Annotated in this window: 27 protein-coding genes, 1 tRNA gene and 1 pseudogene; 12 read left to right on the top strand and 17 right to left on the bottom strand. The window is 37.4% G+C overall.

Going from position 1 to position 25,684, the window contains the following annotated elements; translation table 11 throughout:
• Window position 1: 1 nt before the first annotated feature.
• The gene (locus tag AsFPU1_RS15990) at window positions 2-805 is read right to left on the bottom strand and encodes a DUF928 domain-containing protein (RefSeq protein ID WP_124974519.1); all 804 of its coding nucleotides are present in this window, start codon (window positions 803-805) and stop codon (window positions 2-4) included.
• 351 nt (window positions 806-1,156) lie between these two features.
• Here AsFPU1_RS15990 and AsFPU1_RS15985 point away from each other — a divergent pair, with 351 nt between their 5' ends.
• Complete coding sequence (locus tag AsFPU1_RS15985) at window positions 1,157-3,763, top strand: EAL domain-containing protein (protein ID WP_124974517.1); 2,607 nt, start codon at window positions 1,157-1,159, stop codon at window positions 3,761-3,763.
• Between the two features lie 54 nt (window positions 3,764-3,817).
• Here AsFPU1_RS15985 and AsFPU1_RS15980 read toward each other — a convergent pair whose 3' ends face one another.
• The gene (locus tag AsFPU1_RS15980) at window positions 3,818-4,639 is read right to left on the bottom strand and encodes a hypothetical protein (RefSeq protein ID WP_124974515.1); all 822 of its coding nucleotides are present in this window, start codon (window positions 4,637-4,639) and stop codon (window positions 3,818-3,820) included.
• A 302-nt stretch (window positions 4,640-4,941) separates the two neighbouring features.
• Window positions 4,942-6,285 carry a tRNA (N6-isopentenyl adenosine(37)-C2)-methylthiotransferase MiaB gene (gene miaB, locus AsFPU1_RS15975; protein ID WP_124974513.1) on the bottom strand — a complete coding sequence of 448 codons (1,344 nt, stop codon included), beginning with the start codon at window positions 6,283-6,285 and terminating at the stop codon, window positions 4,942-4,944.
• Between the two features lie 165 nt (window positions 6,286-6,450).
• Here miaB and AsFPU1_RS15970 point away from each other — a divergent pair, with 165 nt between their 5' ends.
• The 5 genes from AsFPU1_RS15970 to AsFPU1_RS15950 all read left to right on the top strand — a co-directional run bounded on the left by AsFPU1_RS15970 (window position 6,451) and on the right by AsFPU1_RS15950 (window position 10,878).
• The gene (locus AsFPU1_RS15970) at window positions 6,451-7,119 is read left to right on the top strand and encodes a hypothetical protein (RefSeq protein ID WP_124974511.1); all 669 of its coding nucleotides are present in this window, start codon (window positions 6,451-6,453) and stop codon (window positions 7,117-7,119) included.
• Complete coding sequence (locus AsFPU1_RS15965) at window positions 7,116-8,912, top strand: vWA domain-containing protein (protein ID WP_124974509.1); 1,797 nt, start codon at window positions 7,116-7,118, stop codon at window positions 8,910-8,912. The genes AsFPU1_RS15970 and AsFPU1_RS15965 overlap by 4 nt, the downstream gene beginning before the upstream one ends.
• Before the next feature lie 5 nt (window positions 8,913-8,917).
• Entirely contained in the window at window positions 8,918-9,289 is a 372-nt protein-coding gene (locus AsFPU1_RS15960) for a hypothetical protein (protein ID WP_124974507.1), read from the top strand.
• Between the two features lie 66 nt (window positions 9,290-9,355).
• On the top strand, window positions 9,356-9,928 hold the full coding sequence (locus AsFPU1_RS15955) for a tetratricopeptide repeat protein (RefSeq protein WP_124974505.1): 573 nt from the start codon (window positions 9,356-9,358) through the stop codon (window positions 9,926-9,928).
• Window positions 9,929-9,993: 65 nt separating this feature from the next.
• On the top strand, window positions 9,994-10,878 hold the full coding sequence (locus AsFPU1_RS15950; RefSeq protein WP_124974587.1) for a 3'(2'),5'-bisphosphate nucleotidase CysQ family protein: 885 nt from the start codon (window positions 9,994-9,996) through the stop codon (window positions 10,876-10,878).
• A gap of 280 nt (window positions 10,879-11,158) precedes the next feature.
• Here the strand turns inward: AsFPU1_RS15950 and AsFPU1_RS15945 are convergent, their stop codons facing one another.
• From AsFPU1_RS15945 to AsFPU1_RS15930, 4 genes are all read right to left on the bottom strand, one after another.
• A complete protein-coding gene (locus AsFPU1_RS15945) occupies window positions 11,159-11,392 on the bottom strand; it encodes a photosystem II protein, Psb35-related (protein ID WP_124974503.1) in 234 nt (77 codons plus the stop codon).
• 113 nt (window positions 11,393-11,505) lie between these two features.
• The gene (locus tag AsFPU1_RS15940) at window positions 11,506-11,862 is read right to left on the bottom strand and encodes a DUF5615 family PIN-like protein (protein ID WP_124974501.1); all 357 of its coding nucleotides are present in this window, start codon (window positions 11,860-11,862) and stop codon (window positions 11,506-11,508) included.
• A 2-nt stretch (window positions 11,863-11,864) separates the two neighbouring features.
• Window positions 11,865-12,089, bottom strand: coding sequence for a DUF433 domain-containing protein (locus AsFPU1_RS15935; protein WP_124974499.1), 225 nt, complete (start codon window positions 12,087-12,089; stop codon window positions 11,865-11,867).
• Between the two features lie 236 nt (window positions 12,090-12,325).
• Window positions 12,326-13,000, bottom strand: coding sequence for a hypothetical protein (locus AsFPU1_RS15930; protein WP_124974497.1), 675 nt, complete (start codon window positions 12,998-13,000; stop codon window positions 12,326-12,328).
• Window positions 13,001-13,160: 160 nt separating this feature from the next.
• Here AsFPU1_RS15930 and mnmA point away from each other — a divergent pair, with 160 nt between their 5' ends.
• Complete coding sequence (mnmA, locus tag AsFPU1_RS15925; RefSeq protein WP_124974495.1) at window positions 13,161-14,210, top strand: tRNA 2-thiouridine(34) synthase MnmA; 1,050 nt, start codon at window positions 13,161-13,163, stop codon at window positions 14,208-14,210.
• 6 nt (window positions 14,211-14,216) lie between these two features.
• Window positions 14,217-14,516 (top strand): hypothetical protein, encoded by a 300-nt coding sequence (locus AsFPU1_RS15920; protein ID WP_124974493.1) that lies wholly within the window; start codon window positions 14,217-14,219, stop codon window positions 14,514-14,516.
• 62 nt (window positions 14,517-14,578) lie between these two features.
• Here the strand turns inward: AsFPU1_RS15920 and AsFPU1_RS15915 are convergent, their stop codons facing one another.
• Complete coding sequence (locus AsFPU1_RS15915) at window positions 14,579-14,887, bottom strand: carbon dioxide-concentrating mechanism protein CcmK (RefSeq protein ID WP_124974491.1); 309 nt, start codon at window positions 14,885-14,887, stop codon at window positions 14,579-14,581.
• Between the two features lie 145 nt (window positions 14,888-15,032).
• Between AsFPU1_RS15915 and AsFPU1_RS23165 the strand changes: the two are divergent.
• Window positions 15,033-15,323 (top strand): annotated as a pseudogene (locus AsFPU1_RS23165) (hypothetical protein).
• Here AsFPU1_RS23165 and AsFPU1_RS15905 read toward each other — a convergent pair.
• Window positions 15,239-16,021 (bottom strand): DUF4058 family protein, encoded by a 783-nt coding sequence (locus tag AsFPU1_RS15905; RefSeq protein ID WP_124974489.1) that lies wholly within the window; start codon window positions 16,019-16,021, stop codon window positions 15,239-15,241. The pseudogene AsFPU1_RS23165 and the gene AsFPU1_RS15905 sit on opposite strands and share 85 nt — an antisense overlap.
• Before the next feature lie 207 nt (window positions 16,022-16,228).
• Window positions 16,229-18,136, bottom strand: a complete 1,908-nt coding sequence (locus AsFPU1_RS15900; RefSeq protein WP_124974487.1) for an NAD(P)/FAD-dependent oxidoreductase — start codon at window positions 18,134-18,136, stop codon at window positions 16,229-16,231.
• A gap of 153 nt (window positions 18,137-18,289) precedes the next feature.
• Here AsFPU1_RS15900 and AsFPU1_RS15895 point away from each other — a divergent pair, with 153 nt between their 5' ends.
• On the top strand, window positions 18,290-18,523 hold the full coding sequence (locus AsFPU1_RS15895; RefSeq protein WP_124974485.1) for a hypothetical protein: 234 nt from the start codon (window positions 18,290-18,292) through the stop codon (window positions 18,521-18,523).
• A gap of 173 nt (window positions 18,524-18,696) precedes the next feature.
• Here AsFPU1_RS15895 and AsFPU1_RS15890 read toward each other — a convergent pair.
• From AsFPU1_RS15890 to yqeK, 5 genes are all read right to left on the bottom strand, one after another.
• Window positions 18,697-18,770 (bottom strand) — tRNA-Met (locus AsFPU1_RS15890).
• Window positions 18,771-18,829: 59 nt separating this feature from the next.
• A complete protein-coding gene (locus AsFPU1_RS15885; protein WP_124974483.1) occupies window positions 18,830-19,783 on the bottom strand; it encodes an asparaginase in 954 nt (317 codons plus the stop codon).
• Between the two features lie 54 nt (window positions 19,784-19,837).
• The gene (locus AsFPU1_RS15880) at window positions 19,838-20,338 is read right to left on the bottom strand and encodes a CGLD27 family protein (protein ID WP_124974481.1); all 501 of its coding nucleotides are present in this window, start codon (window positions 20,336-20,338) and stop codon (window positions 19,838-19,840) included.
• An 11-nt stretch (window positions 20,339-20,349) separates the two neighbouring features.
• On the bottom strand, window positions 20,350-20,769 hold the full coding sequence (rsfS, locus tag AsFPU1_RS15875; protein WP_124974479.1) for a ribosome silencing factor: 420 nt from the start codon (window positions 20,767-20,769) through the stop codon (window positions 20,350-20,352).
• 50 nt (window positions 20,770-20,819) lie between these two features.
• Window positions 20,820-21,407 (bottom strand): bis(5'-nucleosyl)-tetraphosphatase (symmetrical) YqeK, encoded by a 588-nt coding sequence (yqeK, locus tag AsFPU1_RS15870; protein WP_124974477.1) that lies wholly within the window; start codon window positions 21,405-21,407, stop codon window positions 20,820-20,822.
• Window positions 21,408-21,823: 416 nt separating this feature from the next.
• On the opposite strand from yqeK, the gene AsFPU1_RS15865 reads away from it, so the two are divergent.
• The gene (locus AsFPU1_RS15865) at window positions 21,824-23,293 is read left to right on the top strand and encodes an FAD-dependent oxidoreductase (RefSeq protein WP_124974475.1); all 1,470 of its coding nucleotides are present in this window, start codon (window positions 21,824-21,826) and stop codon (window positions 23,291-23,293) included.
• A 105-nt stretch (window positions 23,294-23,398) separates the two neighbouring features.
• Here AsFPU1_RS15865 and AsFPU1_RS15860 read toward each other — a convergent pair whose 3' ends face one another.
• A complete protein-coding gene (locus AsFPU1_RS15860; protein ID WP_124974473.1) occupies window positions 23,399-24,319 on the bottom strand; it encodes a PDDEXK family nuclease in 921 nt (306 codons plus the stop codon).
• 168 nt (window positions 24,320-24,487) lie between these two features.
• Window positions 24,488-25,099, bottom strand: a complete 612-nt coding sequence (locus AsFPU1_RS15855) for a Uma2 family endonuclease (protein WP_124974471.1) — start codon at window positions 25,097-25,099, stop codon at window positions 24,488-24,490.
• A gap of 149 nt (window positions 25,100-25,248) precedes the next feature.
• Here AsFPU1_RS15855 and AsFPU1_RS15850 point away from each other — a divergent pair, with 149 nt between their 5' ends.
• Window positions 25,249-25,665, top strand: coding sequence for a Tery_1686 family protein (locus AsFPU1_RS15850; RefSeq protein WP_124974469.1), 417 nt, complete (start codon window positions 25,249-25,251; stop codon window positions 25,663-25,665).
• Window positions 25,666-25,684: the final 19 nt, after the last annotated feature.

Raw genomic sequence — 25,684 nt, 5'->3', positions numbered from 1 at the left:
GTCAATGTGGAAGTAACGGTTGTTGAGCGATCGCCGGATCTAAATCGACTGATTTGAGAACATCACTCCATAAGCTTAAGGTAGTCGCGTCTTGTGGCTGAGATATCTTGAGAGTAGCTAAAGTTGTCAAGGTTTCATGCCAAAGATTTTGACTTTGATAGAGTTTAACTTTTTCGGCAGGGGTTGCGGCTTCAAGTTGTTGAGCGATGGTAGAATTAATTTGAATTGGTTGTAATAACCCTTCTACTACCACATCATAGGCTCGATCTGTTTGATTACAAATCACCGATAAATACCAATGATATTGACCCTCAACTTTAGTTAAGGGGGGAAGTTGTAGACTCATAATTCCGGCTTGCCCTTTACCTTTAAACTCTTTCTTATAGATTAATTCGTCCTTTGGCCCCCTGACAATAATCTCAATGGGAGTTAATGAAGAAATAGAAGGAACAGAGAAAAATAAGCTAGGAGAATTACTAGCAGTCATTCCCTGTAAATTACGAGGAATTAAGGCGATTACTTCTTGGGGATTAAAATCGCATCGGTTAGTAAGGGGACGACTCGCGGCTGGTTTACGTCTTTCCGGGGCTTCAAGCATATCAGCAGGAGCCGTTGTTGGAGATGGAGAGCTTCGACTAGCCCCCCCTTTACGGCGATCAGGCACAACATCCGACAAAGAATCACTGCTACTACTGGAATTAGTTTGAGCGTGAACTACTGCCGTAATATCCCCTAAAGACAGGGTTAAGATAGAAGCTACACCCATTGTGATATAGCCGATTTGTCTGTATGTTCTATTTAACATAATTTATACCCCTGACTTGATGGTTTAAATTAAGATTCGTTGAAATTATATGAGTTTTCACTTAGCTTGATGTACTTCACTGCTCTTTATTGAGTGGATTTTCTCAAACTTGGGTATATGGATTACTGGCTCATTATCAGACGGCTTAACGATCTCCCACTTTCGCAAATTTTTATGATACAGTTACATGTAATATTGTAACCTCCATTGTTGTTCTTCGTCCAATATTTTTTGGACTCAATTATTATTAACCTGATCTAACCCTACTTTAATCAATTGTCCAAATATGGGCAATTGTTCTGTAACAGAAGGTATGATCAAAATTTTATTGACCCATTATTGTAAATTCCTGTGATAGTTAAGATCCATCAGGCAATTCGTTTCCTCGTCGCGGCTATTCAAAGAACTGGCCAATTTTCCCCAGTAAGTAAGAGTGTGTCGAGTGATAGATCCCTCAAAGCGTTGAAGACTCCTTTTTGGTTATGTTACGGACCTTCCCTGATGGTGTCTAGTGTTGTGGTGACGTTACTCTTAATTGGTTTAAAACAATCAGGTCGTTTACAATTCCTAGAACTGGTAAATTACGACCAGATGGTCAGATTATTGCCAGATCTCTCCCATGATCCTCGTTTGTTATTGGTAACGGTTACGGAAGAAGATATTAAACAACAAAAACAATGGCCTCTTTCTGATCAAGTTTTAGCTCAATTATTAAAGTCTCTACAAACCCATAGTCCTAGTGTTATTGGTCTAGATATTTATCGAGACATTCCCCACGAACCAGGGACACAAGCACTTTATCAACAATTACAAGCCAATAATATTGTAGTAGTTAAGCAACTCCCCGACGGAGAGAGTCAAGAGATTCCCCCCCCACCTAATACATCTCCCAATCAAGTAGGATTTAGTGATGTAATGATTGATCCTGATAATGTGGTACGTCGCAATTTGATGTATGTTCAATCTCCTTCAGGAAAGGTCAAAGAATACTCATTCGCCCTGCAAATCAGTCTAAAATATCTAGAAAACCAAGATAAAACCTTAGTAGTCACACCCGATGCACTGCAAATTGGTCAGGCTAAATTTAATCGTCTTAAAGCTGATTCTGGAGGCTATCAACTGCCTCCAGGAGAGGCCACAGGTTGGCAAACTTTATTAAAGTATCGAGGCCCCCAGGTGGCTCGACAAGTGACCTTACAAGAGGTATTAGAGGGGCAGATTGATCCCAATTGGGTCAAAGATAAAATCGTTTTGATAGGAGTGACAGCACCTAGTAATAAAGATACTTTCCCCACTCCCTACAGTGCCACCTCAACCAGAGAGTTTGAGATGGCCGGGGTTACGCTTCATGGCCAAATGGTGAGTCAAATTCTCGATGGGGTTTTGCAAGGAGATGGTCAGTTTTGGTTCTGGCCCCAATGGTTAGAATGGCTCTGGATATGGGTTTGGTCTTTTTTGGCAGGGATCTTAGTTTGGCAATACAATCGTCTGTGGAGCTTAACTATTGCCGTAGCGATCGCCATTTTAAGTTTATGGGGTATTTGTTTCATTGCCTTGACTCAATCGGTCTGGATTCCGTTTATTTCCCCTTTATTGGGATTAATGCTTTGTAGTACTGGAGTTTTGGCTTATAAAGTCATTTATCGAACCTATCATGATCTGTTAACCGGACTACCTAACCGACGTTTATTTATTCGACAACTTAATCAACTTAATCACAGAAAAGCCTTGATAAAAGGGAATTTAGTGGCGGTTTTATTGATTGATTTAGATAGGTTTAAAACTATCAATGATGGGTTAGGCCATGAAGCTGGAGATTATCTACTCTACGAAACCTCTCAACGTATAAAAAAACGTCTTAATTCTTCTGATAATTTGAGTCGAGTCGGGGGAGATGAGTTTGCTATCTGCTTAAAATCTATTGTTAATGCTCAGGATGTGACGATTTTGGCCGAACAATTACAACAAGATTTAATCCAACCGTTTTTTTTGCAAGGAGAAGAAATTTATACGACTATTAGCATTGGCATTGCTTTTAGTCAAACAGATCAAAAGTTTAATGCTAATGAATTATTGCGTTATGCGGATATTGCTATGTATCGGGCTAAAGAATTGGGAACCGCTCGTAATGAGATATTTGTCTCAGGAATGGATACTCAAGCGGTGCAGCGTTGGCAATTAGAAACAGATTTACGTTTGGGTTTAAAACATCAAGAATTTCGTCTTTATTATCAACCAATTATCTCCTTAAAAACTAAAAAAATTGCAGGCTTTGAAGCCTTAGTTCGTTGGCAATCTTCTAAACGAGGATTTGTTTCTCCAGGAGATTTTATTCCTGTTGCCGAAGAAACTGGATTAATTGTACCTTTAGGTAAATGGATTTTGGAGGAAGCTTGTCGTCAAGTTAGTGATTGGCATGAAAAATTTCCCCATATTTCTCCCTTAATTATGAGTGTTAATTTATCGGGTCGTCAGTTTGCTCAACCAGATTTAGTTAAGCAAATTCAAGATGTTTTAGATGGGGCTAAAATTGATGGCGATCGCATAAAATTAGAGATTACTGAAAGCATGATGATGAATGATGTTGAATCGGCGATAGAATTACTTAAACGACTCAAAGGATTAGGTTTAAGGATTAGTATTGATGATTTTGGCACAGGATATTCTTCTTTGAGTTATCTCCATCGTTTTCCTATTGATACTCTTAAGGTTGATCGTTCTTTTGTCGGTCGTATGGAAGAAGGAAAAGATAATGAAAAATATATCCAAATTGTGCGGACAATTGTGTCTTTGGGTCACAATTTAGATTTAGATGTGATTGCAGAAGGCCTCGAAACTGAATCCCAAGTTAAGATATTAGAAGACCTGAATTGTGAATATGGCCAGGGATATTTTTTCTCTAAACCCCTTTCTCGTGAAGATGCTGAGGACTTATTAGTAAAAAATCCAGAATGGTAAGTTATCGGATTTCTGTAGGGGTCAAACTACCTTAAATTCTACGATAAAAGGGCTTTAAAAATGTATCCAAGGAGTTATTTTTCGACCGATAGAACGGATAAAAAATTTAGCTCTTTCTTGGGGACTACTATAATTTTTTCCGCCAAAATGACCGGCAATACCTTTGAAATCCGGTTCTATCAAAAAACGGGTAATAACTTTATATTTATCTGCTAAATTGTTGATAGCTTGATAAAATTGACTCTCAATATAAAAACAATAAGATACGGTTCCTTCTTTATGTTTTTGATGAAGTGGTTTAATAATTTCATGATAAAACTTTTGACTAAAAACTAAAAAACGAGTATCACAATTAGGTCCAGCCGATTCTTCTCCTAATAACTTTTTAAGTCTCCAACCCTGATCTTTATAGTCACACAAACAATCATAGGGTTCTGAAATACTTTCTAAAACTTGAGTAATATTTTGTAAATAAATTCGACCCGTAATTTTAGCAAAATGGGTAACAGTTTTAATTAAATTGGATTGTTCTAGTCCTTTTTCTATTAATAAACACTCCCCATAACCTTTACCAAATTTACGAGGGAAATCATTACAATTTAAAGAAATAAATTCAATTTCTTTATTATGAGGATTATTTTGGGCTACTTGTTTAAGTTTATCTAAAGGCCATCCTGAATTTTCCACAAAGATAATTTTGCGAACTTTTGGGTGATTTTGAATATAATAAGTCAAACTATTGTAATAATCTTGCTCTCGTTGTTCTGCGACAGTTGGATAAGCTTTTGGCATTCCTTTGACATCAACACTTGCTGTTAAGAAAAGAGCAAAGTCTTGAGCAATTAAAAATGGTTTGTTGAGGTTATTATTAGCCATTAAGTAAATTATTATTTTCAAATTTTATTGATTTAAAATCACCTAAGCTATAAGCTGTCACGCATTTAATTGACCTGTTGTGACTGCATGAGAGCAGGGAGCTTCGCAGCAGGGAGAGGGGGTTTTAACGTCTGTACCAAAAAATTTTGTGTAATTAATTTTGTGTACCTACTTATCAGGTAGGTGGTCATAAATTAAAGTCACAATAGAAAAGTTCGTATTGGGGGCTTGACCATCGTATTATACAAAACTTTCAACCCCTAAAGGGAACCTACTACAAATATTTGTTTATTGATAACCTCCTACTTAACTAATTTTCCGGTTAAACTAAACGCCCGAACTTCTGTAATTTCTACTTTGACTATTTTACCTTTTAATTCCTCAATATTACCATTAAAAAATGTCAATCGGTTGCCTCCAGTTCTCCCCATTACTTGACTCGTCTGTTTAGGGTTTTGATCTTCGACTAATACTTCTTCTATCCTCCCTAAATAACGTTGAGAACGTTCGGCTGCTTTTTGGGCAACTAAATGATTTAATCTTTGTAAGCGATCGCTTTTTTCTTGTTCACTTAATTGATTATCCCACAAAGCAGCAGGAGTAGCAGGACGAGGAGAATAAGCGGCAGTATTGAGTTGATCAAAGCCGATTTCTTCGACTAATTTTAAAGTATTTTCAAACTGTTTTTCTGTTTCGCCAGGAAAGCCAACTATGGCATCAGCACTAATAGAAGCATCGGGCATATATTCTCTGATTTTAGTAATAATTTGCCGATATTTTTCATGAGTATAACCTCGTTTCATGGCTTTTAAAATGTCATTATCTCCTGACTGAAAAGGAATATGAAAATGCTCACAAACTTTTGGTAATTCTTGACAAGCACGAATCAATCTTTCTGTGAAATAACGAGGGTGACTGGTGGCAAATCTTAGTCTTTCAATGCCTCGAATATCATGGACTTTATATAATAAATCTGTTAAGGTATGTTGATGTCTTCCTGTTTCAGTAACTCCGGGTAAATCTCGTCCATAAGCATCAATATTTTGACCTAATAAAGTAATCTCTTTATATCCTTGTTTTCCTAATAGTTCCATTTCCGCATAAATAGCTTCTGGTGTGCGAGATTGTTCGATTCCTCTAACATTAGGAACAACACAATAACTACACCGTTCATTACAGCCGTAAATAATATTAACCCAAGCGGTTACGGTACTATCTCGACGAGGTTTTGTGATATCTTCTATAATATGAATAGGGTCAGTGGCAACCACTTGATTTCCGTCAAAAACTTGTTGTAATAAATCTTCTAAACGGTTAGCGTGTTGGGGCCCCATTACTAAGTCTAATTCGGGAACTCGTCTTAATATTTTTTCTCCTTCTTGTTGAGCAACACAACCAGCTACAATTAAAGTTAAATTAGGATTTTCTTGTTTTCTTTTTGCTTGTCTTCCTAAATAAGAATAAACTTTTTGTTCGGCATTATCTCGAATGGTACAAGTATTATAAAGGATTAAATCGGCCCCATTGGGATCTTCTGACCAGACAAACCCCATATTTTCTAGAATACCTGCCATGCGTTCTGAATCTGCTTTATTCATCTGACAACCAAAAGTTGTTATATGGTAATGGCGTTGAGAAGTGGTCATGGTTTAAGATAAGGTGTTTCACTCTATTATAGATTGTTTTGTTGACCATTGACAGAAAATTGAATCTACATTAAAAATATTAAGTGTAAAAAATGAATAATATGAATTGATTTTCAGAGAATTAGTTGTTATAACAAGATTAGGAACAAGTGAGACTCTAATCCCATGATTTTATTTTGGCGTAGGGCTTTCCATTTACCCCAAACCTATTTGCTGATTATTGGGGCTATATTAGGATATATCAGCTTTATCGTTGTTTTAGGAATTCGTCCTTTTCCTATCATTATCGGTGGACTTATTGTCTTGGGAATGATTGGCATTTGGTTTCAACAATTATGGCAGTTTCAAAGTAATATTAGGGCTAATTTACTCGAAATTGATAGTTTTGTGAATGAGCTTAACAAAATTGAGCAAAATTTAGGACATAAATCATCTTTACCTGAATGGCAACAAGTATTAAAATGGGCTAAAGAGAGTCAAATTTTTGCTCATCGTATTTCCACGAAAGAAAGTATATTAACTCCCGATTTACTGGAAACATTATACAGTATTTTGGGTTTATTATCTCAAGTAGTTCAAGCTATTTTAGCCCTAGAACAAATTCAAACTGAAACCTATCGAACCCTAACCAAAAAACATTTACAAACCAGTTGTAATAGACTCCAAGAAACTCATCATCAATTACAACATTTACATGATCAAGTTGTTGTATCTTCCTTAGATACATTTACGATTAAAGCAGGTTTACCCTATCATCTACGGGGAATTATTGCTGATAATCAAACCGTCATTGAAACTATTATCCAAGATGCAGCAAAAGGAGAATCAGTATGAAAAGTAAGGACCCGTTATTTGAGAGAATTAAATTAACTTATCAACGGATTAAAAATACCTTTTGTCAAACATTTAAGGCTTGGTTTTTAGTAGGAATGTGTTTAACCTTATTATGGGGATGTTTAGCAGGAGTTCCCCAAGCAGACTCTTTTGATAGTGCTTATAAAATCTTACAAAATAATATAATTCCTAAAATTAATGTCCAAAATAATATTATTCCTGATGAAGTAGCCTTACGTTATGCTATTGATAATACTGCGGAACCTTTACCTCCTATTAATAAATATCCAATTTATGGGGCCCAACCTACTCAAGATACTAATATTGTCTATCTAGAAATCTTCGGTTCTCCTGAAAAAGCAAACGCAACTAAGGAAGATGAACGATGGTTTGTTGATGTCATAGAAAAGTTTAATCAACAAAAAAATAAAACCAGTTCAGGAAAAATTATTCAAGTTGGTGTGCGAAATATTCCCTCTGGAATTGGTCAACAAATGATTGCCGCTAAAGTAGTTAAACCGGCCGGTTATACACCCTCTCATGACTTGTGGATACAGATGTTAAAAAGTGCCGGAATTGAGCCAATTAATATTAATAAAGCTTTACTTCCTAGTAATGCAGGAATTGTACTTAATGAGCAAGTTAAACAAGAAATTTTTGGCAATAAAGAAGTAACATTTGATGATGTATTAGATGCTATTTTAGCTAGAAAAATTACTATTGGTTATACAAATCCTTATGCTAGTTCTACCGGACTTAATTTACTTTATACTATCTTTTGGCGAGCAGCAGGTCATGATAAAGATGGCAAACCGTTAACCATTGCTGACTTACAATCACCTCAAGTTAATTCTATTTTTACAGGGTTTCAAAAGCAAGTATTACTAACAGCATTAACCACAACAGATCTAAAAGAAATATTTCTCAGAGATCCTAAAAAATTACCAGCTTTTTCTATTGATTATCTCAGTTATGCCACATTGAAACAATTACCAGAATTTGCCAAAACCAGTTATATTCCCTTTGGGGTTCCTCATAATAGTCCCTTAGTTGGTTTCTCCTGGAATACCCCTGATCAACAAGAAGGATTAAAAAAATTGGCTCAATTTGCAACTTCTGAACAGATGCAAAAATTAGCACCACAAAAAGGGAAAGAAGTCACCGAATATTTACAAAAAAATGAATTTCCTCCTCTACCAAGTGGAAATGTTTTAACCAGGGGTCAAGCATTTTGGAAACAACAAAAAGATTCTGGTAAAACAGTTTATTTAATGGCAGTTATTGATACCAGTGGTTCAATGGATGGAGAACCTTTAAACGCTGTTAAAGAAGGCTTAAACATTGCGAGTAAAGAAATTAATACAGGTAATTATATTGGGTTAATAACCTATGGAGATACCCCTAATGAATTAGTTCCTTTGGTCCCTTTTGATGAACTCCAACATAAACGGTTGCTTGCAGGTATTGATAGTTTACGGGCTGATGGTGCAACCGCCATGTATGATGGTGTTATGGTAGCTTTATCTAAACTAATGGAACAGAAAAAAGCAAATCCTGATGGACGATTTTATTTGTTATTATTAACGGATGGAGCAGTTAATCAAGGCTTTACTTTTAAAGATATTAGTTCTATTATAGAATATAGTGGTGTGCGAGTTTATCCTATTGCTTATGGAGAAGTAAATGAACAAGAATTACAATCAATTGCTGCCTTAAGAGAGTCTACTGTTAAAAAAGGAAACCCCGAAAATGTTAAAGACTTACTCAAAGAATTATTCCAAACAAATCTGTAAGTAAAATGAATAAACTTAATCGGAAATTATTAACTATTATTGCCTCAGGATGGCTGTGTTTTATTATCACAGCCATCTTAATTAGTCAAGTGTTTGCTTCTCCGAATTATGTCTTATTAATTGATCGTAGTTATTGTCCTCCCCAACAATGGCAAACTCTCCTACAAACTTATACAGATTTGTATGAAAAACATCAGCAAAAACAAGTCACAATTGAAAAAGTTATCTTATTTAGTGACTTAGGAGAAGAGACCTTACAAACCTTACCTACTCCCAAAGAATTTAACACAATTTCTACCTATGGACGTTTTAATCCTACCCGTAAAACTGAGTTAACTAAAGCTTATCGTAACGGTAAAATTTTAACTTGCCAATAACTAATAATTTTTGTTATCTCAATGGTTAAATAATCTCAAAATCAAAGTATAATCTGTGTTGTAAAAATGAATCATAACTTACCAAAAAAAAGTCAATATAGGGGCTTAATATTATTAAGAACTTATAATTTTTCTCCGATCACTTATCTGTTATACTTGAAAATAGCGATATTAACTACCTTTTTTTTAGAAAGTCCTCTGTGGGGTAAAACCGTTAATCATCTATCTTTAGAGATAAAACCTAATTTTATCTCTCAAAATTACAGTTCAGATCCTAACTTAAATGACTTATTAATTGAAGGTATGGAAAAAGGAATTAAAGGAGATTATCAAGGGGCAATCGCTAATTTTACTCAAGTTATTACTATTAATCGTTACGAAGTTGAAGCCTATTATAATAGGGGTCTGGCCTATGGTAAAATCAATAATTATCAAGCAGCGATCGCTGACTTTGAAAAAGCTTTATCTCTTGATAAAGAATTGGCAGAAGTTTATCTAGAAAGAGCAAAAATTAGTATCATATTAGGAAATAAAACTCAAGCGATCGCTGATTTTAAAACCGCCGCCCAACTATTTAAAAAACAAGGAAATAATTATGATTATCAAGAAACGCAAAAACTGCTGAATAGTCTAAATTGATCATTGATTAAGAAGGTTCCCTTTCCCTTAAAATTAAAAAAGATAAACCATTGAGGCTAAGGAATATTTTGGATCTAACACAGACGAAAAAATTAGCAGAAATTGAAGCGATCACCCGTTCTGTAGGTTGGGGGGCCGCTAACATTCTCCGTTCATATTATCGTGGAGAAGTAAATCAAGGTAATTTAGCTATTAATGAAGATAAAAAAGATGGGCCGGTGACGGCGGCTGATATTGCCGCAAATCACTATATTTTAACTAAATTACAAGCTGTTTTCGACACCGATACCTTTGGTTATCTCAGTGAGGAAACCCACCAAGGAACTGACCCCATTGCTAAAGACTGGGTTTGGATCATCGATCCTTTGGACGGAACTAGGGATTTTATCGATAAAACGGGAGAATATGCCCTACATATTGCCCTAGCTTATCAAGGCCGTCCCGTAGTCGCTGTAGTGGCTATTCCTGAAGCAGAAAAGCTATATTTCGCCAGCAAAGGTCACGGAACCTTTGTCGAAACCCCGGACGGAACGGTTAACCAGATCAGTGTCTCAGATCGTAACCAAGTTGAGAATTTATGCTTAGTCGTCAGTCGTACTCACCGAGATGACCGTTTTCAGGCGTTGATCGAGGCCTTACCCCTCAAAGATCGTCTGTATATGGGCAGTGTTGGGGGTAAAATTGCCACTATCCTCGAAAAAACCTCCGATGTCTATATATCTCTATCTGGTAAGTCTGCGGCTAAAGATTGGGATTTTGCGGCACCAGAGTTAATTTTAACGGAAGCAGGCGGAAAATTCACCCATTTTAACGGCGATCCTCTAACCTATAACCGAGGAGATGTCAGACAATGGGGAGGGTTGTTAGCTAGTAATGGTCATTGTCACGAACTTCTTTGTCAACAGTCTTTAGATATTTTGGCTAAAATTGACGGAAAAGCCTCAAAATAGTGCTGAAATCCTCATAAGTATCCCGCGAAAATTAATTATACAGCCAGGGCGGGTTTATCTAGTTTTTTCGTGATAATCATTGATTTAGGCAAAAAACCCGCCCGTACGAATTTTGTGTAATTAATTTTGTCTATTTACCCAGGCTAATGTTACAGAAAGTCCGCGAAGGCGGACTTTGTTGGTATAGCCACAGGCTTTAGCCTGTCGGCGTTTTGGACTCAGTTGACACCAATGACCACGCCGCAAGATGTCTATGCCACTTTGACCCCTACAGGAGTTTCTAGCGAGTAGGTAGGTTTTCGCTGCCATAAGCATCCATTTGAAAACCTAAAACTCGTTTACTATAGTCCGTCGTTTCTCCGGTGACGGACTTAGCTAAGACCTCAAAAGACTCAGAACGCCAGTTTCTTTCATGAATAGGCTTGGTTTGTTCGCCTCGAAAATAAGCTTGAGTACCGATGACTGCAGCCGCCACCCAACCAACAACTAATAAAGCAATAACTAGGGTTAACATAATGGATCTCCTTTCTTAAGTTTTGTTTCTTTCTATGTAAATAAATGTAACAAAAACTTGCCAAAAGAATCAAGATGAGCAGAATAGGGTTTTCCTCAAGCTTATGACGGTTATTACGATAGGGTTCTAAATCTATGACCATCGGGTTGTACAACCACAAAGGCTTTTAGTAATTCTTCTTCAGAATAAGTCTGTAAAATTCGCTCTAGTTCGCTGTGTAAGGAATTTATAGTTGTCGGCAAAATTCGGAGATAAATGACACCAATTCCCATTCCTCTAACAAAAACGAGATTTCCATAGTCCCTATCGCGGGTAACAAGAATTCGCTTCTGTTCTTGTGCTTGCCTAAGTATTTCTTCATCACTCCCTTGTGACAGTCCAAGTTGAGCCACCAGAACTACATCATGTCCAGCATCACTCAAGCATTTTGCTGTGATAAAGTAAACATCTTGATCAAGTAGAAATTTCATGGTTAGACTGAAACGATAGAAATGTCTTCAGCCGCTATCAATGCAATTGCATAACGAAGACAAGCCCGAATATCTTCAACCTGCAAGTCAGGATAGTAATCTTGAATAATGGTATCAAAGGAGATTCCTTCCTTAAGAAGTTCAAGAATGCTCTGTACTGTAATTCGTGTACCTTTTATACAAGGCTTACCAAAGTGGATTTGAGGGTTAACTGAAATTCTTTCCATAATGCACTATGGTACTATCAAATAACTCCTTAATTGTAGGTCATAGACTGAACAGGTGACTGATTTGACCCATAAGTAGGGGGTCATAAATAAACGAATGTTTATAGTAGGTTCCCTTTAGGGCTTAAAAGCTTTGTAGAATAATGGCTAAAGCCATTACTACGAACTTTTCTATTGTGACTTTAATTATGACCACCTACTTACCCAGTTTAAATCTCAATGCCCAAATTATTTGGTTAATGAGTATGCCCCATTTGCATCGTCAGGTCATTAGTATGATCTTGACTAACAGAAACCACCTTAGCGGATATGCCTTTTTGACCTAGTTGCTCTACTCGTTGCTGAGCTTGTTGGGCATTTTGAAACATTCCTGCATGAATAACCCCCTCTTGTTGACGAATAAAGGCCAGAGGTTCAACCGCTTTAACTTTAGCTAACACAGACTCTTGTTTACCTCTCACTTCAACCCGATAAAGACCTGGTTTATCTGTTGTTGACAAAGGTTTTTGTGATACGGAAGGAGTTTCAGAAACAACTACAGGAGGAGTATTTTCAACTTCAGGGGTAGGAAGCTCAGGAGAAATAGTTTGAGGAGCTTGAAACGTATATTCTCGGACAGAGGTAGACCCTTGAGAGAGCTTATTATCTGATGTAGGGTGAGAAACTTTAGGAATAACTGGACTCGCTTTGACAGGAGCAGAAACAGAGGTTTTCGGAACCGCTAAAGTAGGGGGTGCTGGTAACTTAGTCTGAGAAACACTTTGAGCCATACTCACACTAGCACAGCTAAGCAGCAAGACTAGGCTGTATAACAGACACCGCCAACCCGAAGATTTTTGAGAGAGAGGCCGGAACAACGCAACAAAATTCTGCGTCTGAGAATTCAGAGGGGAAATAAAAGAACTATTCATGATTGTTTGACCTAAAAAAACATCCTCACACCGTCAATCCCTAGTATTGCCACTAAGGTGGTTCGGTCAATTAAATAATACCGTCCATTATAATATCAATAATGTTAGCCTGGAAGGGTAAATAATTAGTTTTTCCCTTTTTAACGAACGTTTAACAATTATGAAAAAGGTCGTCGTTGGCTTGTCCGGTGGGGTTGATAGTTCCGTCGCGGCTGCTACTTTACATCATCAAGGCTATGAAGTCATTGGTTTAACTCTTTGGTTAATGAAAGGGAAGGGCCAATGTTGCTCAGAAGGGATGGTAGATGCGGCGTTTATTTGCGAACAATTAGGCATTTCTCACCATATTGTTGACAGTCGAGACGTATTTCAAGCTTATATTATTGATTACTTAGTTTCTGGTTATGAGTCGGGTATAACTCCTCTGCCTTGTTCTCAATGTAATAAGGCGGTCAAATTTGGCCCTATGTTAGATTATTCTAAACAAAAATTAGGCTGCGATGGCATTGCCACGGGTCATTATGCTCGTATTCGTTATGATGAAAATACTCAACGTTATCAATTATTACGCGCTATTGATCGTAATAAAGATCAATCTTACTTTTTATATGATCTGAGTCAAGATGTCTTAGGGGGAACCCTGTTTCCGTTAGGGGAATATACCAAAGAAGAAACCCGACGTATTGCCACAGAATTTGGACTGAAAACTGCAGAAAAGCCAGAAAGTCAAGATTTATGTTTAATTGAAGCTCATGGTTCTATGAAGACTTTTCTTGACCAATATATCCAACAAAAAGAGGGTGATATTGTTGATATGGAGGGTAAAATATTAGGGAAACATCAAGGAATTCATCATTATACAATTGGACAAAGAAAAGGTTTAGGAGTAGCTGCGGCTGAACCTTTATATGTGGTGAAACTTGACCCTATTATGAATCAGGTTATTGTGGGAAAGCGTGACAGTGGGGGACGATCTGATTGTACCGTAGGGCGCATGAATTGGGTATCTATATTAGAACCTGTTACTCCTATTCGTGTACAAGTACAAGTTCGTTATCGTTCTTCTGCTGTTGCGGTTAATGTGATTCCTTTGGGAGATAATCGTCTACAATTATTATTTGATGACCCTCAATTTGGAATTACTCCAGGACAAGCGGCCGTTTTATATGATGGGGAGGTATTATTAGGAGGCGGAATTATTGAAAAGTAATTGATTATGACTTCTCGAAATCTGATCTATTTTAACCTGATTTCTTCTTCTATATTGTTTGTTTCTGAACCTCTATTAGCTCATGAGGGTCATGTTCATGATAACCATTCTCCCAAACATGAATTAACCCCAAAAATAGAGAAAACTCAAGATAATTCTACAACATCATCTCCGGTTATTATTAAGATAGAATCAGCAAAAAATCCTGAATTTAATGGGGTTCCTGGAATTGGGGAAATTGTGTTTATTTTATTAGTTATTTTCCCGTTTATTTTGTCTTCTATTAAGCAATGGATTCATAAATAAGTCTCAGGCTTAACAATGTGTTTTGCCCCTACTTCTATATTATATACTTCATAAATAGATTCTTAAACTCGGAATCGTTCTACACTATCCGTATAATCTAAAGGTAAAACAGCGAGTACATTTTCTGGGGGATTAGGGACAATATAATGACTGACTACGACACCTCCAAAAGAGTTTTCGGCAGCTTTTATTCCCGCTTCCATTGATCTTTCCACTTCTGAAACGGGGCCGCGTATGGCAACTAAAAATTCGCCTCTTTCTGCTAAATCAAAATAGACTAGGGTGACTCTGCCACCTTTGACCATTTCATCTGCCGCCGCTAAGACGGCAGGAAATCCTATTGTTTGAATAACACCGACAGCTTGGGGCATAATGGCTTTTTTGGGGACAGCATTCTCATTTTAATTAGAAATTATATCATACAAGGCCGCTATGGGTCAGGCAAAACTGACTATTATCCCTACCTACATCAAAAAGATGCTACAATCAAATATATTGTCAACAATAGGTTAATTTATGGCGGAAAGATTAAAACGATAGGAGTCCCCCCGTCGTCAAGGACGTAACGACAAAGGACGAGGGGGAAGCGCAAGACAACGACAACTTAGAAAGCAACAACAAATGTTACGCAAAAAGTTGAAACCAGATTCGGATTACAAAAAACAAATCAGAGATAAGGAAGAGAAGTTAAACCCTCTTCCTTTTAGTTTTTGGGGAAATTATCAATTTTTCTCACTATTATTTAAAATTTCCTTCACCCAAATCATATCCGGTTCTGACAAAGGAGGAATCGGGGGACGACTGTAATCTATTCTTAAGTCATAGCTTCCGTGATCATAAATTTCATCGAGCAATATATTAAGATCGATCATCAGTTCTGGTTCACTAGCTATTAATGGCACTGGAAACTCAGGAATCTTATCGCGCACATTAAAACCATAAAGTTGAGCCTTTGGCCGAGTTTCACTATGACTAACCATAATCCTATAATGATTTTGCCCAAAATTTCCCACCATTGCCATAGAATTTCCTTGACGTAACAAATCAATCTCAACCAAATGAGTCCCACTCCCCAAAATTTTTAGTCGCTTTGTTTCGTATTGCAATCGTCCGATTCCTACCTGTTTATTTTTGGGAGAAAGTATCTCAATAATGGTCACAACTTCCTCAGTTTTCACCCCACGAATTTCTAAATAAGCTTCTGTCATAATCTCCGGTATTGGTAACAATATCTCCATCGGTTGAGGGATTAAGGCAACCCCAACATCAGATTGATTTGATCGCCCTAAAGAGAGGGAACTTTGCACCAAAACATCGGGTACACCTACTAGAAGATTGGTGTCCCCATTCACTTCATATACCCGTTCTTCGATGGCTACAATGTACCTTGGACGAAGTTTAGGCGCGAGATCATCGGCGATCGCGGTAATTAACCGATGATGGATTCCTGCCCACAGAGAAGGATGTTCTAGATAGGGATTCATCCCTGGAAATGGAGAAAGCATCAGTAAAACTCCTATAATGTTTTCAGGGGAAATAAGTGCTTAAACAAAATTAATTACACATAGCAGGGCAGGTTTTGATATGACTCTCAGGCCTGAGTGACAACGTTAGGGGCGGGTTTATTGTACGAGCGGGTTTATCTAATTTACAGTGGAACAGGCATCTTGCCTGTTCCATATTTACCTCATTTACTGTTATTTATATCTTGATCATTCTTTTGGGAAAAATAACGCATTTTTCAAGGCATCTAAACTAAAGTTAAAATAAGATCTTAACCACCGTAAAATATCTTTGCTTCCTGCCATTTCCCAAATCCAAAGCAGTAAAATTGGATTTTTTCGCGCTGCTTTTAAAGCAAGTCTGGTAAACATTAACCACGTAGTTTTATCTTTGATGAATGTGTCTGATACTTCTGGAGGAGAATCAGCTAATAACCCAAAAAATGTGTTTAACATTTCATTAATTCTTTGCGGTGGTAAAACTTTTCCGGTGGGAACCATCATTCCTTTAGAAAATAACCAAGTAACCGCTACATTACTTTGATAAGCACGAATTTTATTGAGATTTTCGGCCGTTAAATTATCATTTTTTAAAGCTTTATCTAATAAACGAGTTAACTTTCCTAAATTACGCACTAAAGACCCAAATCCTGTAAAAATTAAAGGAGATTGCAGAGACGCAGCATCCCCAATCGCTAATAATCGATCAAAAGCAACTAAGCGATCCCGTTTTCCCATAGTAAAATGACCAGGAATATAACCAAATGTAGGCTTTTTCCAGACTAAATTTTCTACGTCACAACGACGATATTCTGGTAAAATAGTAAAGAAATCTTCATACATTTCTAATAAAGAACCAGGGTTATCAGGATGGACTTCATGATAATGAAACAGATAAAACGTTAACTCATTACCTTCTCCTGGAAATAACTCCCAAATTAATTGTCTACCGCGAGAAATATCTCCATGAGAATTTAAAACATCTCCATATTTAGCATCCCAAACTTCAGAGGATAATCCTTCTATAATTGCACCAACGGTAGGACACACACTATTAAAAGTTTGCTTACCATTTAATTGCCAAGCAATAGGAGAAGTTGTTCCCATAGCGTCCATGAGTAACCTTCCTCTTACTTGTTTAGGTTCTCCTGTATCCAAATTTACTAAGTCTAGGGTGACTCCATTGGGATCAATTTCTGCTTTGATAAATTCTGTTTTATCCCAAATTTCTCCCCCTGCTTTTAACAATTTTTCTCCACATAAACCGAGAAATTTAGTAGAATCAATGGCAATATTTAATACAGTTGGTGTATGTAAGACATCAGCTTTTAAATGAGGACTATTATTCCCATCAAAAAATTTACTAAATCCATCAACATATTCTCTCGCAATAATTGATTCAAATTCAGTTTGGGTAAATAATCCTAAGTCAATTAAACTTTGAAATTCTCCACGAGAAATATTCCATTCTCGGTTCATTCGTCCAAAAGCTAAACGTTCCACTAATAAGACTCGATAGCCTAATTGTGCCATGACTGCCGCGTGAACCGCCCCTAAAGCACCCCCAATGTAAATTAGGTCATAATCAGTCACTTGACTATTTGACCCTTGTACGCTACAAATAACTTGTTTGGGTTGTTGCGGATTTTTTACACTCTCACGCCATCGTTTTTCCCACCAGTACACCCGTCGTAAATCTGTCTCACCTTGGGGCATTTTTTGGAAAAAATGAACAGTTTGAGGGTAATAAGGAGCTAAGGCAGCAAAAATTGACTGATTGGATAAATCAAGTTCCGGGAGTTGAGGATATTGAGGGGGAAACTCTGTTCTAATCTCTTGAATTAACTGTTCAATGACTCTTTTTTCTGAGGGAAAGGGACTTTTTCCCCAACGAAAGACTTTTAAATAGGTAGTACGTTGTACTGACCACAGAAAAATAGATAAGTCATTTTCGGGAATACAAGGGACTGATGATGAGGTTTCATCAATCCCTTGCACACGAATCCCATCGGGTGTCATAATCTTGTTTCCAAGAGTCGGATTCCACTTTTGTTGTAACCACTTACAAACGGCGGTTGTTTCAGGAGTTGGTATTTCTAAATACAGAAGTTCTTTCATTTCCATTAGTTAACAAAAAGAAATTTAAGCATAAATACAGAATCCTTTTGCTTGAAAGTACGTTAGACTTTCCGTTACTGTATTTTAAAAGGCAGTTTACAAAACATTACATTTTTTTCGTTCAGATGATTTCGCCAGATTCTTAGGTCGTTTATGCATTATCCTATACCAGTTAGTCCCGAAGAAATTTTTGCTTTGCGTAGTCGCCCTGTAGACGAAGAAATGATTGCTGTGGCCATTGCAGGAGTGGTCAAACTTGCTCGTTCTCAGGGACAGTCTCTTGATGATTTAACGGCCGAAGTTCTTGAAGATGATCCTATTTTAGATCGAGTTCAACGTCGTTGGCTTAGTAATTTGGTAGAACAAGCTTGGCAAGCCTTTCCTTAATAAAAATCTGTGAGGTGTTAATAGATGGACAAAAACCTAAGTAAAACTTACTAATTTGTCTACTTAGGGATTGTCTCCTTTGAGTCGGTTTATTTGTTGGCAAAAACTCATCTCACCGCTACGCCGATAGGTTAGCGGGAGTCCTCTTTTTGCATTTTAAACACAGTTAGTAATGGCGGGAGGCGGATTTGAACCACCGACCTTCGGGTTATGAGCCCGACGAGCTACCAGACTGCTCTATCCCGCGTCGCCTTTTCTAGTATAGGGGTAAGTCAAATAAATAGCAAGCCTTTTCTCAAACTTTTTTTAGATCATGGCTAATTCCCCAATAACTTCGAGTCGAGTGTATTGACTCAAGGAGATAAACCGTTCTGCTAGAGTCTCAGCTACAGTAGGAGTAATCCAGCCTATTTGTCGTAGGACATGGATAGCCACAGCGCATTTAGCCCGTTTTGAGCCATCGGTTACTTTAATGGCTAACCCCATACCTTCACCCACTCGGCCGACACATTGAATACCTTCTGCCCCTGATTTACTGACTAATTCTCCGTCTGTCAAACTCATCAGTTCTGTATCAAAGATTCCCGGCCCAGCCACCATCATTGGATGATAAGTCATAGCCCGTAAAACTCGCTCTAAGTCTATATTATTCCCTGAAGCCAGTTGAGCATATAAATGAGCCATCTGTCCGAGTTTCATCGAATAAGTGGGGGCCCCACAGTCATCATGGGCCCCAATTAATTCATCTCCAGGCATAGCCAACAATTCAGAAATTTTGCTTAAGATCAACTGTTGGACAGGGGAGGAACGGCGTAGATAGGTATTGAGGGGCCAATTTCGTTGCTGACACACAGCTAACATCCCTGCGTGTTTACCCGAACAATTATGCTCAAGGGGACTATGAGATTTTTTAGGAATGGGACACTGTAAGGCACTAGGGTCAATATCTGATCGCCAAAGCACATTAAACACTTGTCGCGCTTGTTCTACGGCCCCCTGATGAGAACTACAGATAATAGCTAAATCTTTATCCGTCAAATCATATCGCTCTAGGGTTCCGGTGCTGGTTACTGCTAATGCTTGAAAGGGTTTGAGAGCAGACCGAACGAAAGCAGTTGTTTCTGAACTGCCTGCCACTGATAGCAGTCGTCCACGGTCATCACAGACCGTCGCTTCTACTCGATGAGTTGATTCAATAATTCCTTCTCGGAGTAGGTGAACTTCTAGTTTGGGCGCGGTGTTACGTTGTCCTCTGGTCATTCGTCGTTAAATTTTGGGGTTTAGGGTTAGTAGTATGAGGGAATTGAAGGTTTATTAAAGGCACAGCCAAACTATACCATCCCCTATCATCAATACAGCTAAAATTGTCACAGTTCTGGTTAATCTTTGCAAAATGGGGGCTACTTGATAGGAAAGAATCAGGCGATCGCGGGTTAATACTTCAGGGGGTTTGAGCCAAGTTTGCCCATCATACCATCCCGATTCTTCATAAAAGACTGTCTCTTTTTTCAAGCGATCGCCAATGTAACGCCAACCTAACCATAACTGTAATAACACTAACATTAGGAGGGCGGCCGCTCCTAGATTACTCGAAATTCCAAACAGAAGGGGAGATTTTGGCGGAGGAAAACTAGAGGCGGCAATAGGACTGACTATCAGCCATCCGATTAACCAAACTATGGCTAATTTTCGCCAATAAAGACTTTTTTCTAGGGTAGCCCAGCTAAATAACCAGGATTCTTTTAACTGTTCGTATTCGTTGATGGGTTGTTGTTCGATGGGAACAGGACAGACATTAAGAGACGATTCCCTCATAACAGTTATGATTATATAGTTTCGAGTTGGGAAAGTTCAAAACGTTCGGCATGACCCCAAAACGCTTCTAGATTATAAAATTCTCGTTCTTCGGGTAAGAATATGTGAACGATGACTTCACCAAAGTCTTGAAGTACCCAACTTCCTTCAGATTTTCCTTCAGTTCTTAGAGGCAGTTGCTCATGAACTTGGAATACTTTATCTTCGATAGCATCGGCGATCGCTTTGACCTGAGTTCGGGAAAATCCGGTCACAATGACAAAATAATCTGTTAAATAGGAAACATCGGTCACTTTTAACCCGATGATGTCAGCCGCTTTGCGATCATCTGCTGCTTGAGCAATGGTTTTCACTAAGTTTTGAGCAAATTTGTTATTCGTTACCGTTAGGGTGGGGGAGATGGTTTCGATCAATGGTTGATAATTGGTCATTAAACTTAATTTAATCCTAATTTTGCGGTTAATGTAGCTGATTTAAACTCTCAATCTGTATTGGGTTCTGATTGTTTAGCCACCGATAAAGCCCAATTACGAGTAAGGATGACTTGAGGGTGGATCATTTTTTGAGTCTTTAATAAATATTTTAGAGAATACTCACAGGTTTGTTGCACACTTTGATAAAGATTTTGACGACTCACCCGACGCATAGTCTCTAATTCTGGAGTATTTCCTCTATTTGGTTCTAAAGCGTCAGCAACAAAGACAATACAACATAGATCACTCATCTGGGGACTGCCCAAGGTATGATTACTAATCGCGCTTAAAATTTCTGGATCTTCAATACCAAACCTATCTCTAGCGACGATGGCACTAACATAAGCGTGGAGTAAGTGAGGGTTAGCAATACATACAGGATCAATGCCTGATTGTTCTTGTTTAGCCATCTCTAAGAGTTGGGCTGGGGGGAAAAATTTGGCTAAATCGTGCATTAATCCGGCTTGTGCTGCTTTTTCGGGATTAACCTGATGACAATTAGCCAAATCAATACACATCTGCTCTACCCCTAAAATATGTTGTAAGCGATGTTGAGAAACGTTTTGTTCTAGCCAGATAATTACCTGCTCTCGCATCTTGATATACTGCCGCACTTTACGACACAGATTTCTTTGAAGTTTCCCTAATTATGGTAGAATCGAATTTTGAATATTATTTTATTGTATCACAATTTATTTAAAAGTTAATTTGACATTTTACAGTTGGATCTTCCGTACCTGTGGTGATAACAAAATCTTATATATTGTAGGTTGGGTTAGGCGCAGGCCATAATTTGTGAATTCTAATCTAGTTTTCCTGTCCGCGCCGTAACCCACTTTCGATATTTTGTAACATAGAATACAGTTTACCCCAATATGCTGGGAGATCCGCTTAAATTTGGTTGTGTAGGTTTTGGGTAAATGTATTGATATTTACCTCGAATCTCAACCTAAACTCAGTCAATGGATATGATAATTGAGTAGACAACTATTTTTTATCTGTTATTGATTCCATGACGCAAATTGAAGCTTCTCAAATTGAATATGTTGATGTTATTGTAGTCGGTGGTGGCATCGCTGGCCTAGCTATTGCTGAATTTTTAGCTCGTCATAGTTCCCTTTCTATTAAAGTATTAGAAAAGGCTCCCCAATTAGGAACTTTAGCATCCGGTAAATTAGAGGGTTGGTATCATACAGGTGGTCTTTATTCGGGTCAAGATGATGCTCAAACGTTTATTAATTGTGTCAATGGAGTAGAAGATTTAATTAATCTTTATACATCTTATTTTTCTGAGCAATGTAATATTACTTTAACAGAAAAACAGCCTGATTTTTTTACTCCTTCTATTATTCCTAATTTTCAGGGTTGGTTTAATGATAATCCAGTTTATTTAATTCATCCTCAAACTGATGCGCCTGAAATTCGTTCTTCTCGTCTTAAAAGTGATGCAGTGCAAATTAATATTCAGCGTAACCGAGTATTAGGAAGATTAGAAGTTGCTTATGGAAAACAACACAATTGGTTAACTGATAGCCAATGTATTGCCCCGACATATGCTCAAGTTGAACATCATGAGGGATTAGATTGTTCTCTTAAATATACGACAGAAGCAATTGTTAATCTTTGTCGTAATTTTGATACATCTTATGGTCTAGAACCTTCTCATTATGAATTGATTAAAACTTTAGATTGTTCTATGAATACCAGTCTCATTCTCAGGGATTTAGTGGCCAGTGCGTTGAGTAATGGAGTAACTTTTGAAACAGGAATAACTATTGATAAATTATTAATGGAACGTTATGGAAAAATTCGCCTTAAAAGTTTACTATGTCAGACTCAAACAGGTTTATCTAAGCGACTGAAAGCTCAATTATTTATTTTTGCAGTGGGAGAAGGTTTTGAACCTTTTTTATCGGATTTACAAGTAAGGGCTAGATTAAAACGTAGTCGTAGTGCGATGGTAGTAGCGTCGCCTGCTTTAGTTGATTCTAATTTTGTGCGAATGTCTACTAAAAATAGGTTTCATTTTAATCATTTTATTCAACATCAAAAAATTGAAGAAGAGCAATATATTTACTCATTATTAGCGGATTCTGGTTATGCTAATGATGATAGTAATGATGGAGTTGATATTGAACCAATTTTAGAATCAGCAGAGCGTTATTTTGGCAAAGATAAGTTATACAGTCGTCAACTTTATAGTTATGAATGCGTAAAAACTGAATTTATTAGTGAAGAGGAACAAAAACGAAGATATAGTTATTGGATTGAATCTAATCCAGATAGTAATTTTTTGTGTGTTTTACCAGGCAAATTTTCCTTTTTTCCTACGGTTGCTTTTCAAGCTTATCAACGAATTAAAACTTTACTACAGTTTCAAGAAACTTCCCCTAAGTCTTCTTTTAACCCTAATTTTGAAGTACAAAAAGAGGCTAATAAATTAGTAGCAGAATCTTATCCTATACAAATTTTCAGGGCATAACATAAAAATAATGTAAGGATTAAGGTCCCTCATTAGTGTCAACTTAGTTCCAAATGCCAACAGGCTAAGGCCTGTGGCTATACAAACAAAGCCCCTACATTATCTTTATAGCTCAGGTTCAATCCCTGCCGCTCGTAATTGAGCGACTAAACGTTCAGCTTTTTGGCTTTCAAGTTCAGCCCGTTGACGTTCAGTTTCAGCTTTTTGGCTTTCAGTTTCAGCCCGTTGACGTTCAGTTTCAGCCCGTTGACGTTCAGTTTCAGCTTTTTGGGTTTCAAGTTCAGCACGTTGACGTTCAGTTTCAGCTTTTTGGGTTTCAAGTTCAGCACGTTGACGTTCAGTTTCAGCACGTTGACGTTCAGCTTCAGCCCGTTGCCTTTCCTCAACCACTAATTCTGACCCCCAGAGTAACAATTCTCCGGTTTCTGACCACCATCTTAACCAATAGCCTTTACGTTGTTCTCTCCTGCCATCCCATAAGCCTAAATAAAGCTTTAATTGAGGAATCCAATAACGTCCACTTTCATCAGATGATTGTATTTCATATTCTCCAGAGTCATTAAGTTGATAATGTTCAATTAATCCTCCATAGGGTTCAAAAATAATATAGTGAGGAACTTGCAGAATTTTCTTATAAAAAAACCATTTTCCAGGAGGATAAGTCGGTTTACTAGAATATTCGCTACCTTCTTTATCTGAGAGAAATTCCATTACAATAATAGGTGGTTCCCCTTGTAATTGAGGGGTATAACTACGCTCAATTTCAGCTTGAGGAACGCGAATAAGAGGGATATAAGCCCAATCAGGGGCTTTTACGACAATTTTGCCGTTTAATGTGGCACAGATGCCATAATTAGTCGTTGTGACTGCATTTTCAGAAATTTTTCCCGCAATTTCTAAACTGTCGGTTAAAGCCGCAGCGAGGGCAGGTTGATGAATATTATCCACAGGGTCATCGGGTAATACAAAATCTTCGGGCAATTTTTCCCATTTAACTTGATAGGAAGGAATAGTAACAGATGTCATAGATATATAGTAGAGGTTCTGGGGGCGCAACTGCATAGAATTCAATTAATCCTTTTAGGCGTTGCTGAATCAGAGTATGAAACAGCAATTCTTTGCGTTGATTCTTGGCGCGGGATAAAAATCATACCATTTATTCTAAATTAAAAATTCTTTTTTTTACTAAATTGATTAATTGATTTGAAAAATTTGGAACACAGTTAAGGTTAATTCAGCAAAAATAGTAGAAAAAATAGGCTGATTTTCTTTAAAGAATTTAACTTGACATTCGTCTTCTACTAATTGACAGATGGTTATTGTCGGTTGTTTAAAATCTCCAATAAACCGTTTTTCACCTAATACTAAATAATCAATAATCCAATATTCAGAAATACCTAATGCTTCATAATCTGCTATTGTATAAACATAGTCATCTCGCCAATTATAACTAACAATTTCAATAACTAATTTGGCTGAACTTCCTAGAGAAATTGAGGAAGCTTTTTCCCAATAATAATCATTAAGTATATTATTTCTATCTAGGACAATTACATCAGGAAGATAAGCCGTTTTATCTCGTTTTGGTTTAACAACAGCAGAAGTCGGAATAAAATAGGGTAATTGTAACCGTCTAATCTCCAATCTAATCTCAAAAGTAAGAAAGCCTCCAATTTCTTGATATTTGCCAATAGGTCGCATCATTTCGATTAATTTTCCCTCAATCAGTTCATATTTGACCCCATTTTTAGTATATTGTGCAATGTAATCATCAAAAATGAGCAATTTTGAGATAGCTTGAGTCATGACAGAATGGCTAAAGTAACGTTTTAATTGTTATGATTAATGAACTTATTAAAATCCTGTCATAGAATAAAGCAAAATCTACAAATTTAGGGATTAATCTATCCCTAATACCGATTCTTTTACCTAAATTAATGAGAGGAGATTGGAACATGAACGCATCGGAAAAAGCACAAGGGTTAGAAGTCGCTAGCAAAATTGCCGCGCTAGTTGGCCTATTTAAGTCTTACTTTCCTGATGCTAAAGCAGATCTTAAACCCTGGTGTAATGATCCTGATACTCTGGAATTAGTCGATCCACATTCGATTGATATTGGGTTTCATTTACCAGGATGGAGTCCCCGTTTTCAGAGTCGTAGTATGTTGGTACAAATTCGCTTTCATCAAGATCCTATTGAACAGTCTGAGGGATTAATTGGAGTAGAAATATCTGCTTTTAATCATCAGGGACAAGCCTGGAGATTGTCAACCGTTGATAATTGGCAATGTTTAGGGAACTATCAACCTGCGGCAGATATTGGCGAAAAATTAAAGAAATTTTGCCGTCAGGTGTTTGAATTATTTAAGTAAGCTTTTCTCAAAATTGGTG

Source organism: Aphanothece sacrum FPU1 (assembly GCF_003864295.1).
GTDB classification, from domain to species: domain Bacteria; phylum Cyanobacteriota; class Cyanobacteriia; order Cyanobacteriales; family Microcystaceae; genus Aphanothece_B; species Aphanothece_B sacrum.
The sequence above is the reverse complement of the archived record's forward strand: the minus strand, read 5'-3'. Positions and strand labels throughout refer to the sequence as shown.